The sequence below is a fragment of the Psychrobacter sp. SWN149 genome, assembly GCF_015864565.1.
GTDB lineage: Bacteria > Pseudomonadota > Gammaproteobacteria > Pseudomonadales > Moraxellaceae > Psychrobacter.
Window position 1 is genome coordinate 285,043 of sequence record NZ_JADYWX010000003.1, and the last position, 15,641, is coordinate 300,683.

13 protein-coding genes are annotated in these 15,641 nt (G+C 44.0%); 5 read left to right on the plus strand and 8 right to left on the minus strand.

Features of this window, described 5'->3' with window-relative positions; genetic code table 11:
• Positions 1-104: 104 nt before the first annotated feature.
• The 3 genes from ampD to I6E86_RS06695 all read left to right on the plus strand — a co-directional run bounded on the left by ampD (position 105) and on the right by I6E86_RS06695 (position 3,166).
• The gene (gene ampD, locus I6E86_RS06685; protein WP_197176358.1) at positions 105-740 is read left to right on the plus strand and encodes a 1,6-anhydro-N-acetylmuramyl-L-alanine amidase AmpD; all 636 of its coding nucleotides are present in this window, start codon (positions 105-107) and stop codon (positions 738-740) included.
• A gap of 121 nt (positions 741-861) precedes the next feature.
• Positions 862-2,412 (plus strand): murein biosynthesis integral membrane protein MurJ, encoded by a 1,551-nt coding sequence (murJ, locus tag I6E86_RS06690; protein WP_197176360.1) that lies wholly within the window; start codon positions 862-864, stop codon positions 2,410-2,412.
• A 124-nt stretch (positions 2,413-2,536) separates the two neighbouring features.
• Positions 2,537-3,166: a hypothetical protein gene (locus tag I6E86_RS06695; protein WP_197176363.1), complete on the plus strand. Its 630-nt coding sequence runs from the start codon at positions 2,537-2,539 to the stop codon at positions 3,164-3,166.
• Between the two features lie 85 nt (positions 3,167-3,251).
• Here the strand turns inward: I6E86_RS06695 and I6E86_RS06700 are convergent, their stop codons facing one another.
• The gene (locus tag I6E86_RS06700) at positions 3,252-3,878 is read right to left on the minus strand and encodes a GNAT family N-acetyltransferase (protein WP_197176364.1); all 627 of its coding nucleotides are present in this window, start codon (positions 3,876-3,878) and stop codon (positions 3,252-3,254) included.
• Positions 3,879-4,081: 203 nt separating this feature from the next.
• Between I6E86_RS06700 and ribF the strand changes: the two genes are divergently transcribed.
• Positions 4,082-5,164, plus strand: a complete 1,083-nt coding sequence (gene ribF, locus I6E86_RS06705; protein WP_197176366.1) for a riboflavin biosynthesis protein RibF — start codon at positions 4,082-4,084, stop codon at positions 5,162-5,164.
• A 97-nt stretch (positions 5,165-5,261) separates the two neighbouring features.
• On the opposite strand, the gene I6E86_RS06710 is transcribed toward ribF, so the two are convergent.
• The 4 genes from I6E86_RS06710 to I6E86_RS06725 all read right to left on the minus strand — a co-directional run bounded on the left by I6E86_RS06710 (position 5,262) and on the right by I6E86_RS06725 (position 10,414).
• Positions 5,262-5,501, minus strand: coding sequence for a DUF2789 family protein (locus tag I6E86_RS06710; RefSeq protein ID WP_101205760.1), 240 nt, complete (start codon positions 5,499-5,501; stop codon positions 5,262-5,264).
• Positions 5,502-5,754: 253 nt separating this feature from the next.
• A complete protein-coding gene (locus I6E86_RS06715; RefSeq protein WP_240215757.1) occupies positions 5,755-6,738 on the minus strand; it encodes a malate dehydrogenase in 984 nt (327 codons plus the stop codon).
• Positions 6,739-7,111: 373 nt separating this feature from the next.
• Entirely contained in the window at positions 7,112-7,771 is a 660-nt protein-coding gene (locus tag I6E86_RS06720) for a hypothetical protein (protein ID WP_194364665.1), read from the minus strand.
• 615 nt (positions 7,772-8,386) lie between these two features.
• Entirely contained in the window at positions 8,387-10,414 is a 2,028-nt protein-coding gene (locus I6E86_RS06725; RefSeq protein ID WP_413786992.1) for a transglycosylase SLT domain-containing protein, read from the minus strand.
• A 440-nt stretch (positions 10,415-10,854) separates the two neighbouring features.
• On the opposite strand from I6E86_RS06725, the gene miaB reads away from it, so the two are divergent.
• A complete protein-coding gene (gene miaB / locus I6E86_RS06730; protein WP_197176370.1) occupies positions 10,855-12,345 on the plus strand; it encodes a tRNA (N6-isopentenyl adenosine(37)-C2)-methylthiotransferase MiaB in 1,491 nt (496 codons plus the stop codon).
• 87 nt (positions 12,346-12,432) lie between these two features.
• Here miaB and I6E86_RS06735 read toward each other — a convergent pair whose 3' ends face one another.
• From I6E86_RS06735 to I6E86_RS06745, 3 genes are all read right to left on the minus strand, one after another.
• Positions 12,433-12,669 (minus strand): hypothetical protein, encoded by a 237-nt coding sequence (locus I6E86_RS06735; protein WP_197176642.1) that lies wholly within the window; start codon positions 12,667-12,669, stop codon positions 12,433-12,435.
• Between the two features lie 150 nt (positions 12,670-12,819).
• The gene (locus I6E86_RS06740) at positions 12,820-14,034 is read right to left on the minus strand and encodes an RtcB family protein (RefSeq protein ID WP_197176373.1); all 1,215 of its coding nucleotides are present in this window, start codon (positions 14,032-14,034) and stop codon (positions 12,820-12,822) included.
• Positions 14,035-14,835: 801 nt separating this feature from the next.
• On the minus strand, positions 14,836-15,576 hold the full coding sequence (locus I6E86_RS06745) for a LysE family translocator (RefSeq protein WP_197176375.1): 741 nt from the start codon (positions 15,574-15,576) through the stop codon (positions 14,836-14,838).
• Positions 15,577-15,641 lie beyond the last annotated feature (65 nt).

Sequence of the window (15,641 nt, forward strand, 5' to 3'; positions counted from 1 at the left end):
AACTACTATAAAAAGTGCATTATCATATAACTACTTTGATAGAGTCTCTATCACTACTACTATAATCATTACTCGTATCACCGCTATCATAAAAAGAGAGGACTATGCCCACATCTTCATCAAGCTCGTTGCCCCTATCGTCCTCTACATCATCGATGACTATCACAGACGGCTTACTCTCAGCAGCCACGTGGCTTGCCTCACCAAACTATAATGTACGACCGAATCATGTGAGTATTGACGCGATTATCATTCACAATATCAGTCTACCACCGAATGAATTTGGTGCATGCGGCATTGATGGCACTCATTATGTAAAGGCGTTATTCACCAATCAATTAGACTGGGATGCTCATCCGTATTTTCAGACCATCAAAGGTGCAGAGGTATCAGCACATTTATTTATCGAGCGTGATGGCGCTATCACTCAGTTTGTCAATTTCAATGAGCGCGCATGGCATGCAGGTCGGTCAAGCTATTTGGGACGGCCTGAGTGTAATGATTATAGCATTGGCATCGAACTTGAAGGGTCAGATTTTGTGTCCTTTACCGCCTCTCAATATGAGACACTGGCAGAAATAGTCGCTGCTATATACACAGCCTATCCCAAAACGCGGCGTCATTTAACCGGTCATAGTGATATCGCACCAGGACGGAAGACCGACCCTGGTGATTATTTTGAGTGGTCAAAGCTGCGGCAGCTAATCTCCAAAAAATCATCAGATCACACATTGTCATAGCAAAAGCGATTTCCACACCCAATCCATTTATCTCGATTGTGAAAGTGCTATAATTCGTCAGTTTTTTTACGCCAACCATTTATTAAACAACTCAGTATATTACTCAGCAAGATAGGTTCTCATGGCAAAAAGTCGGTTATTTCGTTCAACCATGGTCGTCAGTAGTATGACCATGTTGTCGCGTATTTTAGGTCTGGTACGTGATGTCGTATTGTTAGGGGTTTTTGGGGCTGGTGGTTTGATGGATGCCTTTTTGGTCGCCTTCAAAATCCCAAACTTTTTGCGACGTCTATTTGCTGAGGGTGCTTTTAGCCAAGCATTCGTTCCGGTACTGTCAGAGTACAAAGAAAAATACAGCTTACAGCAAGTGCAAATTTTAGTCAGCCGTACCTCAGGTGCACTATTACTGGTCTTGTCGATGCTGACGGTGGTTGTCATTTTAATCGCGCCTTGGGTGGTCACACTATTTGCCCCTGGATTTGCCGATCAGCCTGACAAGTTTGCCATTACCGCTGAGCTGCTACGCCTGACCTTTCCCTATTTGCTGTTTATTTCCATGACCGCTTTTGCCAGTGGTATTCTGCAAAGCTATGGTCGGTTTGCGGCGCCCGCCTTTGCGCCAGTATTATTAAACCTATGTATGATCGGTGGGGCGCTGATATTTGCCCCTATGTTTGGCACCCCTATCATGGCGCTTGGCTATGCAGTTGCTATCGCAGGCTTACTACAGTTTTTGATACAACTGCCGCAGCTATGGCAACAGAAACTGTTGGTCGCGCCCAAGATTGACTTTCAGCATGAAGGCGTTCGTCGTATTTTAAAGCTCATGCTCCCTGCTATTTTCGGTGTCTCTGTGACGCAGATTAATTTATTGTTGAATACGATATTTGCCTCATTGATGATTGGCGGTTCGGTGTCTTGGCTCTATGCGGCTGAACGTATGAGCGAGCTACCATTGGGTCTGATTGGTGTGGCGATTGGTACGGTTATCTTACCGAGTCTGTCAAAAAGTGATGCTCAAAAAGACGATGTCAGTTTTAGAAAGACCATTGACTGGGCGGCACGTCTGATTATTTTGGTCGGTGTCCCTGCCTCAGCCGCGCTATTTGTATTGGCCGATGTACTGATGCAAGCGCTGTTTTTACGTGGTGAGTTTACCTTACGTGATGCACAGATGAGCTCGCTGGCACTACGCAGTATGGCAGGTGGTATCCTAGGGTTCATGCTCATTAAGATTTTTGCGCCTGCTTTTTTTGCCCGTCAAGACATGAGAACACCCGTAAAGATTGGTATCATCTCCGTCATTGCCAATATGGTTTTTAGTTTGATATTTATTGGTATATTTTATTTCTTAGAGATACCGCTACACGGTGGTTTGGCGTTGGCAACGACAGGGGCATCTTTCGTCAATGCAGGTTTGTTATATTACTTCTTACACAAGCGCGATATCTTCCGTTTTGGCCCTCATTGGAAAAAACTGTTCATACAATTTGCGATAGCAACTGGCTCAATGATTGGCATACTGTATGCCATGCTACCTTACTTCCCTACCGATGATGCCCAGTGGCAACGTATCATCGCACTCGTTATCATGTGTGCCGTAGGCGCCATTGTGTATGGTGTGGTATTACTCGCGACAGGATTCCGTCCTCGCCAGCTCAAGCATGGATAGACTGCAATACCGGCAGATATAGGCTTACGAAACCAAAACAAGCCTGTTATGAGAATTGACAATGCTCGCCCCTGATAGTTGTCATAATGAACCACTAATGAATACATGAAATTTGAGGTTTGATATGACAATAAAACAGCCAATCTTCCAGCGCCTACCGACCCTACTATCGGCGGGTGTCCTGAGTACCGGACTACTGCTTAGCGGTTGCAGCAATAATGAATCTGCGGACACTCAAGCTACCACCGATAGTGAAGATACCGCAGCGACCGTTGAGACCTCAGAAGACTTCACATTAAACAATGATATGGCCGATCAAGAAGAGACCACTGATAGTAGTGGCGAAACAGGCAAAGTCACAGACGGTGCTGAAGATAAGACAACGATTGATAGTGATAATATCAATCCAGTGACCCCTGCGACCGAACAAAAGAGCCTAGTGACCAATCCAACGCAAGCTGGCACACCAGAAGATACAGTAAAGCAAGCGCTAAACAGTTTGTATTATGGCGATGTAAAAGACGCGGTAGCTTACTATCAAGTAGATATGGCAAATTTTGAAGCAGAACTTGCCAACACTCAGTCGGCATTTCAGCAGACAGTCGAAGGCGTTACTATTACCGATACCACCTATAATGATGACAAAACCCGTGCCACCATTACCGGCGAGTTGATGCTCAAAGGACAGAGTGAACCTGCACCATTGACCTATCAGCTGCAGAAAATAAAAGATCAATGGAAGATTCTGGGTTGAGGTTTCTTAGGTAGAATTTTCTCAGGCTAACGCTTCTTAGGTTAAATCTCTTAGGCTAACGCTTCTTAGTTTAAGATGTCTTGGGTTAACGCATCTCAGTCTCTTGTTCTGAAGTATTATCTGAGGTCACGGCCTTACCGAGCATCACGACATCAGCGATGAATCCATCCATGTCGCATACCTCTGGCATATATCCCCACTGCTCAAAGTCAAGCTTACGGAACAGTCCTAAGCTTGGCTGATTGTGAGCGAATACTAGCGCGATGATATTGCGTATCCCTAAGCGTGGCGCTTGGGTCAGCATCCAGCGTGTCAATGAGCTGCCAAGTCCTTGCCCATGATAGTCTTGACTTAGATAAACGCTGATCTCTGTACTGATATGATAGGCGGTGCGCGCGTACAAATCGCTAAAGCTGCCCCACGCCACTACCTGTGATACTGTCTGCTCTGTGCTGTCGCTATTCGCTATTACTTTTTTGACCACATAGATGGGACGCGTGGTACTGTTTATATGCTCCTCAAACCAAGCCATACGCTCATCTATGGTGACCAATGCCAGATTGGCAGTTGCCTGTTTACCAGGTATGCTTTGGTTATAGACGTCTAAAACGCCTGCTAAATCTTCTTTACTCGCATGCTGCACAAAGAACTGATCGCTGAGCTGATATGTCGATAATTCGGTTGGGTTGGTATTCAAGGCAGCATCGGTCATAAGATCTCCATCGTTGTTGGGATTGTGATTAGCATCGTTGATAATAAAGAATAACCGTCCTATGAGTCATACAATCATTGCACACAGACTATAGGATGTTAGTGTGGCTATTTTACTTTATAATGGCTGATTTGAGACACATCAATGTTAAGTATAGATGTGTTTTTTCGTTTTTTTATTTGGTCTTGTCATAGCTGAAATTTATGAAAACCTATTTTCTTGAGCAACTGATCGCATCACCAAGCGCGCTGTCTGAAACCACCAGTCCAGTAGCGCTATCGCCCTGCGTGCTGACGATTGGCAACTTTGATGGTGTTCACTTGGGCCATCAAGCAATGCTCACCCAAGTTCGTGACATTGCACGCGCCCAAAACCTTGGGGCCGCTGTCATGATATTTGAGCCACAGCCGCGTGAGTTTTTTGCCCCTGATAAAGCACCTGCCCGTTTGACCAATTTGGCAGAAAAGCAAGCATTGCTAGCAGAGTATGGGGTTGAGACCTTAATCGTGGCAGGGTTTGATAGCGATTTTCGCTCGCTATCTGCACAGGCATTTGCAGATATTTTGGCCAAGCGTTTGAATGTAAAAGCACTGGTGCTGGGTGACGACTTTCGCTTTGGTCATGACCGTACTGGTGACAGCCAATTTTTGCGTCACTATGGCTTGGATGTGACCAATCTGCATACAGTCACTGATGGCGATACTAATAACGATGGCATTGATAGCGGCAGTATCGATACTATCGATAACGACGCTGCACGTATCAGCTCTACTCGCGTTCGTGATTTATTATTGGCAGGCGACATTCAAGCTGCCAATGCCTTGCTTGGTCGTGACTATGCCATCACAGGAGTGGTTGTCCGCGGCGATCAGATAGGTCGCACCATGAACTTCCCTACCGCCAATATCGATTTGCAGCGAATAAAACCGGCTTTGCATGGTATCTTTGCCGTCGATGTGGTCAGCCTAGACGACGATGGAAATGTCATAGCGGATGGTTTGAGCAAGCATGCAACCGATGACCAGATAGGTATAGCAGGGCTGCGAGCACATAGTTTGTTTGGCACTGCCAGTGTCGGTATCAGACCTTCAGTAAATAAAGGTAGTGACTGGCGCCTTGAAGTCCATTTCCCAGAGCTGCAAGCTGATTTGTATGGATTGAATTTGCAAGTACGCTTCTTACATTTTTTGCATGGCGAGCGCCGTTACGAAGGCTTGGAGGCGTTAAAGGCTGGTATTCATCAAGATGTCACTGATTTACTTGAGTGGCGTAAAGAGCAAGATTAAGGTTTAGCTAACCTCACATCATCTGCACAAAAAAGCCCCACGATAATATCAATATCGTGGGGCTTTTTATTAGCTATATGTTATTGGTTATACGTATTTAGGCATCGGGATGCATACGCACGTTCAAGTCGTCGATGACTTCAACCCATGCTGCGTCTTTTTGCCATTCTTCTTGCAAAAACATGCGCTGGTTGTCCGTCCAAACGCTTGCTTCAGTTAACTTTTCTTCGCTTGATAGTGGATTGTTTTCGACAAAGTTATCAATCGCTTCATCAGTGTTATCAAGACCTAATTGAGCAAATAGCTCATTCATATTATATTCTGGTTCACCCAACATAATTTTTCCTTAAATATTGTGAATTAGTTATTATTCAAATTGACTTAATTATTGTAGCAAGCTTTCTCTAAAAAGCTGTTAATCAACGTTTATCTAACGTTATCAATTGTGTTAATGGCGCGTTTTTATCCATTCAGCTAATTCACGATAAAACATCATGAAACTGGTTCAGACAGACACAAAAAAGCCCTCATATTTCAGAGGGCTTTTTTATGTGCTACTTTTGGTATTACCACTTAAGTAAAATATCTACTTATGGTAGTAAGTGTGCTACTGCATCACGCTCTTCGCTAAGCTCTTGCTCAGTCGCAGCCATTTTCTCTTTTGAGAAATCAGATGATACATCAACGCCGTCTACGATAGACCAGTCGCCATTAGTACAAGTACATGGGAATGAGTAAATCAAACCTTCAGCAATACCGTATTCGCCGTTTGAGTAAACGCCCATTGATACCCAATCGTTCTCATCAGTACCCAATGCCCATGTACGCATGTGTGCGATAGCAGCGTTGGCAGCAGAAGCCGCAGATGATGCACCGCGAGCTTTAATAATCGCTGCACCGCGCTGTTGTACTTCTGGGATATAAGTGCCTTCGTACCAAGTACGATCAACTAGATCTAGAGCTGGCTTACCGTTTACAGTACAAGCCGTTAGATCTGGATACTGAGTTGATGAATGGTTGCCCCAGATGATCATTTTTTTCACGTCATTGACAGTGCTGTCAGTCTTACCAGCCAACTGTGCCATAGCACGGTTGTGGTCTAGACGAGTCATTGCAGTGAAGTTGCGTGGATCAAGATCTGGTGCATTACGCTGAGCGATCAAGGCATTGGTGTTAGCAGGGTTACCGACTACCAATACTTTAACGTCACGGCTAGCAACGTCATTCAATGCTTTACCTTGCGCTGAGAAAATCGCAGCATTGGCTTCTAGCAAGTCTTTACGTTCCATGCCTGGGCCACGAGGACGTGCGCCAACTAGCAAAGCATAGTCGATATCTTTGAATGCAACGTTAGCATCATCAGTTTGAACGATACCCGCCAACAATGGGAATGCGCAATCTTCTAGTTCCATGACCACACCCTTTAGGGCGTCAAGTGCTGGCGTGATTTCAAGTAATTGCAAAATAACTGGCTGATCTTTACCTAGCATCTCGCCAGATGCAATACGAAATAGCATCGCGTAGCTGATATTACCAGCGGCACCAGTGACGGCAACACGTAAAGGCTGTTTCATTGACATGGAATACTCCCTAATTGATTATTAGATAATTCATAACGCTAATGGATGATTATCGTTTTATATATCGAGTGGTGAGCTGCGTAGCAGCATCTATAAACCGAGAGCTAGTGTAGCACTTCATCACATTGACCGTCTAGATACCGCAAGAGACCTACTGAAGATTATATTGTTACATTTTATACAAGCTGACACTTATAGCACTTAAATCCTTTTGGGCTATACGCTTGAGCGCTTTATAGAAGATAAGATAGCAGGATAGAGAGCCATTATTTGACGCTAGAATTGGACTATGTTCGCTAAAAAATAGAAATAAATGACAGGAAAGTCATCATTAAAGAGACGATATATGGAGGGTTTTGATTAAAAACTAACGACCACCTGAGATAATAAACTTGCTACCACAGTTGTCGGTTTTGCCATAGCAGGAGCCAAACTCGCTGCCTTCATAGCAGACATGTATGTCGGTCAGTATGGACTGACGACGACTTCCCTCTTGGCAAATAAGATCGACACTAGCAGTAGACATACCACTGTTTAGACGTGTCATTTGACTGATAAATCGCGATTTGGCGACGGTATAACTGTTGCCAGTATTGAGCTCATTGGGCAGCTTTAATGCACCAGCATAGTTAGTAATTTGACGAAAGTAGCTGCTCGCACTTAGCGGACTACAAGCACCATAGCGTTGCCATGTTTGGCTACGTACCGTGGTATCTGGCATGATGCGATTGACCACTTTTAGTTGTAATGGGGTCAATCGTGGTTCACTACCACGGCCGCAGCGCTCACCGTATCCCATGTCCAAGCCTGATACCGTCAGCGAATATCCTTCTAGGCATTGACGCATACGTGCGCGCGTTGGTTGCAGACTACACAGTGCTGGCGTCATCTCAATCATCAACACACGCTGACCTGTTTTGACGGTATTTGCAGCCTGTGCAGATAACATCATAATGCCTTGCATGATTAGCAAGGCACCAAAACCCACTGCCGTATTGACTTTACCCGTGACATGACTGTTCAGCACTCTTGTACCTAATGGGTATAAGCAACGAAGTGACGGTGTATTTACACTTATTTTGGCTTTTTTAATCATAGGGCTGAGGACAGTTCGTTAGCAATGATAAAAGATAGGCGATAGTTTAAGATGCTGTATTCAAGTATAGGAGAGATAACCTTCTACTTATAAGCTAAAAAAACTTGGGTACTAGTTAAGCTAATGGTAACAAAACGTTTTTTTTAATCTATAGCAAAAACGTAAACTTTGTCTTAATGGTCAAGAAATGTTGTAAAAACAAACACTTTATTAGGGCATGCCCTCAATTCAATCGATAATCATCTAAATGGGTTAAAAATGGCTAAATCTTGCCAAACGGTGTCAAATTGCTGACTAATATCTCGATATTATCTGCGCTATTTTCCTTGTTTGACGGCAACTTATCTCATTTCTATCACCATTTTTAAAATGAGGACACGCCACACGCCCTAGACAAATTGACAAGTCTTGGTCAATCTATAAGCTGATAACAATAGACCACTAACAATGATGTGTTAGTGGTCTATTTAATTAGGCTATGTCTCTAATACTCTAATTGATACGCTGCCGCATCTAAAACTAGGTACAGATAAAAAACCAAGCAGATTAAAAGACAGCAGGTACTGTGCCCATACGCTGACTGATCGGCTGATGAGCGCCCAAAAGACTGCTATAGATAGTAGCGTTTTCCATCACGTGTTTAACATAGTTGCGCGTCTCAGGAAATGCGATTGACTCGACGTACTGATCTGCCTCGAGTGAACCATACACAGGCTGCCAACGCTTGGCATTATTAGGTCCAGCATTGTAGCCTGCTGTGGCAACGACAGGCTGACGATTGAGCTTGCCCAAAATATCACCCATGTACCATGTACCATAACGAATATTGGTATCACCCGTGTTGGCACGACTGGCGCTATAAGTTTCACCCAAATTGCGAGCGATATATTTTGCGGTGTCAGGCATGACTTGCATCAGTCCACTGGCACCAACGTTTGAGCGCGCCGATGTCACAAAGCGGCTCTCTTGACGCATGATACCATAAGCCCATGCTGGATCGATCCCTGCTGACTGGCTATAACGAACCACGGCATCTTGGTGCGGCATTGGATGTGAGAGCGCGACGCTATCAACTCTGTCTGTATTGTCGACAGCATAAATAGCACGGTCGAGCCAGCCCATATCATACGCTTGGCGAGCTGCAGCGATGATTAGATTATCATCACGCTTATCACGTGCCTGCTTGACGGCCCAGTTCCACTCACGATTGGCATAAGCGCGGCTGGCATCAGAATTATACAGCGCAAAAGCACGTGCAAAGTTACCATCCTGCATGACACGGGCACGATCAGCGGTGCTGACATTAGGCAAGTTACTACCGCCCAGTTGACGGGCATCAAAACGCTGGCCTATTTTGTCTTTTGCCATCAAACCGTAGTAGTCGTTACTCTTTGCAATATTTTGATACATTTTTTTGGCCGTGCTGCGCTTACTACTACTGCTTGATTGCTCATAAGCACGCGCCAACCAATACTGCCACTGATTGCCTTTTTGGGTTTCAGCTTCCATTTTTGAGATGGCTTCGACCACATCATCCCAGCGACCAAAACGAATCGCCGCCATAGCATAGTCTTCTGCTTCTTCGAAGTTAAAATCATCATCTAAACTATTACGGAACCAGTCCACTGCTTCAGCATTGAAACCATCATCAGTATTATGATTCATACGCTTTACCCCAAGGGTACGATATGCATAACGACGGGTATCATCATTCAGCAGTTTTACTGAGCGCTGATTGTCTTGGCTAATATCAAAATCCAGCTGCTGCTGCGCTTCACGATAAGACTTATCAGCTAGGCGACCAATAGCATATAAATACAGATGTTGATTAGTTTGACTGGCAGGCTCACGACCAAAACGACTAAAAAACTCGGACGGATTGAGCTGAACCTCACTCAATGCTGAATAATTAATTGGCGTACCTAAACGAGATGACAATGCCATGATATCGCCTGTCTTACCTTTACGAAGCATACGCTTGAGGCGCGAGGCACGATCCTGATTACTGATCAGTGCGTTGTTATTCATCTCCATCGCTAGCTGATCACATAGCGCAGGCTGTTTTAGGGTATTCAACCAAACATCAGATTTGGCTGCCATAGCTCGCATGGTATCGCCGCCATTATTAAACCCTAAAGCCACCGCACAGCGCTCACTGGCATCTGCATTGGTGATCAGATTAGCCACCTGTCTGACCGACGCATAATCATTAGAACTCGCCTTGGTTTCAGCAAAGTCAGCCACTAACTTCTCAGCCATCACTGTGTCTGGATATTGGCGCACAAACTGCGACACAGCCGCTGAGCTCTGTGAATCAAGATCCAGATTCATGCGCCAGTAAGTAGGATACATCGCAAACAAACTGCCACTCATCGTTTGCTCATAATTATAGAGCGCACTGACATCACCGCGATCAGCAGCGATAGCAGCGCCCATAAACGAATCAATACTGCTGTCTTGCTGATAATTGCTTTCTTGCTGGTAGCTCTCATCATCGCCCCATGTCAGCTCTGCACAGGCCACTTGCGATATGCCAAGCGCACTCACCGCTGTTGCGACGCTCAGTGCACTCATCCGTAGCGTACCTACTGTGATTCGCTTTGACGCGTGTTTTTGACTGATAGACGCTTCATCCTTGATGTTACGAGTAACACGCAACTTTGTCATATTGACTCTCTTTATTATGTCTCTACAAATATGTGAACAACGATTGACCAAACATCGCCGAGGTTATTGCGCTTATCATACTATACTCATCACGCTTTCAACCATCCACTTTACCTTTTGTCAATAAATAGGACAGTACGGTGTAACATAGAAATGATAGTGATGCTTGTTTTTTATAAAAATAGAGACCAATGATAGTAAATAATTGATACTACTATGAATTATTTATAATATGACGGATAGATAGCCTGTGCTAATTTTTCACATTGGTAGAGGGTTGTGATAAAATACGCCACCTGTTAATCGTCTACCCCGCTATATTTTTAGTCAATCATGGACTTATCCTTATGAGTGTTACTGTATTCAATCCCCGCAATCATGACGCTGCTGCTGAAACAACCGCAAGCGCGCCTGCTGTCACTGCACTCAAAGAAGCAAGTTCAGCCCAATCGCCAGTCGACAAACCAGCCACCAAAAAAGTCTTTGTGACTACCCAAGGCTGTCAGATGAATGTCTATGACTCTGGCAAGATGCTCGACGTGCTCGGTGATTCTCATGGCATGGAAGTCACACATGATATCGATGAGGCCGATGTATTGCTAATGAATACCTGCTCTATCCGCGAAAAAGCGCAAGAAAAAGTATTTTCAGAATTGGGGCGCTGGCGCAAGCTCAAAGAAAAACGCCCTGACCTTGTCATTGGTGTTGGTGGTTGCGTGGCCTCACAAGAAGGCGATAACATTCAAAAACGTGCGCCTTACGTCGATATGGTTTTTGGCCCGCAAACCTTGCACCGTCTGCCAGAATTGTATGATCAATCAAACGAACAACGTGAAATCGCGCCTAAAAACCGTATCGGCACAGTTGACGTCTCTTTCCCAAGTATTGAAAAGTTCGACTTTTTACCTGAGCCAAGAGTAGAAGGCTTTAAAGCCTTTGTCTCTATCATGGAAGGCTGCTCAAAATATTGCTCATTCTGCGTGGTACCTTATACTCGCGGCGAAGAGTTATCCCGTCCACTCGATGATGTATTGGCAGAGATTGATAGCTTGGCAGCGCAAGGCGTACGTGAAATCAACCTCTTGGGTCAAAACGTCAACGGCTATCGCGGCGAAAAAGATGATGGCAGTATTTGCCGTTTCGCTGAGCTGTTACATTATGTCTCGCATGTCGATGGTGTCGAGCGTATTCGCTATACGACCAGCCATCCGCTTGAATTCACTGATGACATCATTGATGCGTATGCACAATTGCCAGAGCTGGTATCACACTTACATCTACCGGTTCAGAGTGGCTCGAATGCTATCTTGGCAGCGATGAAACGCAATCACACGATTGATGTGTATATCAATCAGATTAATAAACTTAAAGCCATTCGTCCTGATATTCACTTGTCGAGTGACTTTATCATTGGCTTCCCTGGTGAAACGGATCAAGATTTCCAAGATACATTGAACTTAGCAAAAGAATTGAACTTCGATCACTCTTACAGCTTTATCTACTCTAAACGTCCAGGCACACCAGCGGCAGAGTTGCCAGATGATGTGAGTTTCAAAACTAAAAAAGAACGCTTGGCTGAATTCCAAAAAGTCATCATTGACTCAACGCTTGCGAAAACGCATGAGATGGTCGGTACCACGACTCGCGTCTTGGTTGAACAAGTTGCCAACCGTCATCCTGACTGTTTAATCGGTACTGCAGATAACACCCGTACCGTTATGTTCCCTCATGATGTCGAGAAAATGGATGAAATGTTAGGTAAACTCGTAAGCGTACGTATTACTGATTTCGTCAGCCCACACATGGTGAAAGGTGAGCTAATCGAAATATTGGCATAACGGTTAAGTTATAAGTTTAAGTAAAAATAAAAAAAGCCGTTCACTATAATAGCGAACGGCTTTTTTGGGCGTGAATGTTAATCCTCATTATTCTGATAACCAATCTGTCTTCCGTAACTGCTGCTTGGTCTCACGGCGACGTTTTTTGCGGACGATATCGATATCTTCTTTTTCGTGAATACCACCTTTTCTTAATAGTGGATCCAGTGCTAAATAGTTGCGCGGCTTGACAGTGCCTAGCGGGTGTTGCACACCTGTCTCAGCTTGCTGTTCTAACTGTCGTTCAATCTGTTTGGCCTTTTTTAAGGTTTCTTTTAAGCTCATATTGTTACCTATATTTTCAATAACTCTAAATCTGTTTTATATATTCGAGTGACAGCATAGTGAGGCCACGGCTAGGAAATCGAGCGCAAATAGTACACTTAGTACATTAAGCTCGATTGACAACGTCGTGACTCTCTATGTTTTTACTCATTAGCCTTTAATACACATGACCTGCTTCAGCGTATGCACCACCTCAACCAAATCCGTTTGATTTGCCATCACTTCATCGATGTCTTTATAAGCGCCTGGTATCTCATCGATGACGCCTTTGTCTTTGCGACACTCGACGCCATCAGTCTGCGCCTTTAGCTCATCGATGGTAAATGCTCGCATGGCCTTACCTCGGCTCATCTGTCGCCCTGCCCCATGTGAACATGAGCAAAACGATTCCGCTGCGCCCAGACCGCGTACGATAAAGGATTTTGCGCCCATAGAGCCTGGGATAATGCCGAGCTCGCCAGCATAAGCACTAATAGCACCTTTACGCGTCACATAGACTTGCTCACCGAAATGCACCTCTTCATTGACATAGTTATGATGACAATTAATGGCTTCTTTGGTCAGCTGAAATCGTGGCAACCCCACTTGTGGCGACTGCAATGACTTAATGACGAGACGCATCATCTCACGGCGGTTTTCAAGCGCGTAATCCTGCGCCCAGCCCACTGCTTCAACATAATCAGCAAAGCTATTAGACCCTTCAGCAAAGTACGACAAATCTCGATCTGGCACATGACCGAAGCGCGATTGACGTTCTTTTTTGGCTAAATTGATAAAGTACTGGCCGATACAGTTACCGATGCCGCGGCTACCAGAGTGCAACATCACCCAGACATCTTTGTTTTCATCCAAGCAAAGCTCAATGAAATGATTGCCACCGCCTAGTGTTCCTAGCTGCTTTGCCCAAGTACGCTCAAAACCTTTGAGCATTTTGAGTAAACCTGGATGCTTATCAGTAATCAGTTTTAGGCGTTTTCCTAGTGGATCAAGCGTTGAGTTCTTGGCTTGGATTTGTTTGTGCATGTTGAAACCAACAGGCACTTGCTGCTCAACGATCGATCGCAGTGATTTTAAGCTGTCAGGCAAATCACTCGCCGTCAGGGACAGACGTACCGCATTCATACCGCAGCCAATATCCACACCGACTGCGGCAGGAATGATGGCGGACTTGGTCGGAATCACACTACCGACTGTGGCGCCTTTTCCAACGTGCACATCCGGCATCACCGCAATGTGTGAGTGTACAAACTCTAGCTGGGCTAGATTGCGCAATTGCTGCATTGCACCTTGCTCAACATCTGAGGTGTAAATCTTGACGGGTACGCCGTGCTTACGATTTTCGTTTAATATTAATTTAATGCTCATGATTTATTATTTCCGTTTTATTATTTTTATAACCATACATATTTTTTAATTTACTAATTTTTAGACATTACTTACCCGTCTCCATTAAACGATACGTTTAATAAGCACATAAGTTAATAGATCATAAAATAAAGACAATAAAATACCGTATTTTTATTAATTAAAAAATCAATAAAAATGCATAGTTAATTTATGATGGACGTTTTAAAGAAAGCTTTTACCATACCAAAATTGAGAGCATAAATATTATACGCGCAGAAAGGCATACGCTAAACAATAGCGTGAATCGCCTCATTAGCAATAACGGTAAAGAAAAATATTAGGTAGACAGGTAACAGCAAGCGCAATATGGCTTAGCACAATCGCAGAGCAATTTTGGCACAGTAGACTTAAAAGAAGGATAGAGCGATTAGATACAGAAGGCTATGCGTTGATATCACTCAATAGGATATCACTCAATAGCTTGTATATAGATTCAGCCAAACCTGTTCGAAGTCATCATTGCTGTCAGGTAGTTTACACATTCAATCTTTAAAAACGTCTTGATAGTTAAATAGGACACGATGATTCCTCCATAGGTTGTGGCTAATTATTGTAGACAATAGTAGCAGAATTATTGGAATAACTTATCGCTTTCATAGAAGCTAATAAATCAATGTGGCAATAATAACGATTTAAAAAATAAAGTCAATAATTAATTTTATTTAAATAGAGAATACTATAAAAATTACATCTCATCTAAACTATTAATTTAAATTATTACTTTGAGAATATCACTTTAAATATAGTACTTAGAAATATTTAAACCATAAAGCTGTTTATAACTTCAGCCAATAGAGCCGCAGCAATGACGATAAATATCACTCCGCAACCACGATTGAGCCAAGCTAGGCGATTACCAACATCTAGCCAACTTGCCAGCTTTTTGCCACCCAACGTATAAATGATTTGCCAAATTGTCTCGCTTAAAAACAATCCTATAGTTAATAAGACATACTGCGGCCATAATGGCGCACTAAAATTTATAAACTTGGGGAAGAAGGCTGCGAAGAACAAGATGGCTTTTGGATTGGATAGCGATACCCACACACCCGTACGAAATAAAGTCGTATTACTTGGTGATACTTTGACTGCCGCGCTAGAGAGCGATCGTGGCTGCGGTGTATTAGCCGTGCTTTCACTTTCACTGTCAACCGCAGAGTATTCCGCTGCGACTTCTTCACTCATTTCGCGAGCGTCTTTCATTAAACTGCCATCACCCGCATCACGCCATGAGCTGATACCTAGATAGATTAGATACGCCGCGCCAACTGCTTTGATAATCGTCAGTAGCCAAGGTGACTGGCGACTGATTACATCGAGTCCAAGTAGCGTCGAGAGGAGTAATATAAATAGCCCAAGACTTAACCCTGCTAGCGTCCACAGTGTTCGCTTGACGCCATAGTTCATACCGTACTGAAATGCTAGCAGCATGTTCGGACCGGGGGTCGCCGAGATAAAAAACGTACTGGCGAAAAATAATGCAAACAGATGCCAAGTCACAACAAACCCCTACTATGTATATATCAGCAGCTCTCTCACGAGCTGCTACATTACCAAAAAACAAT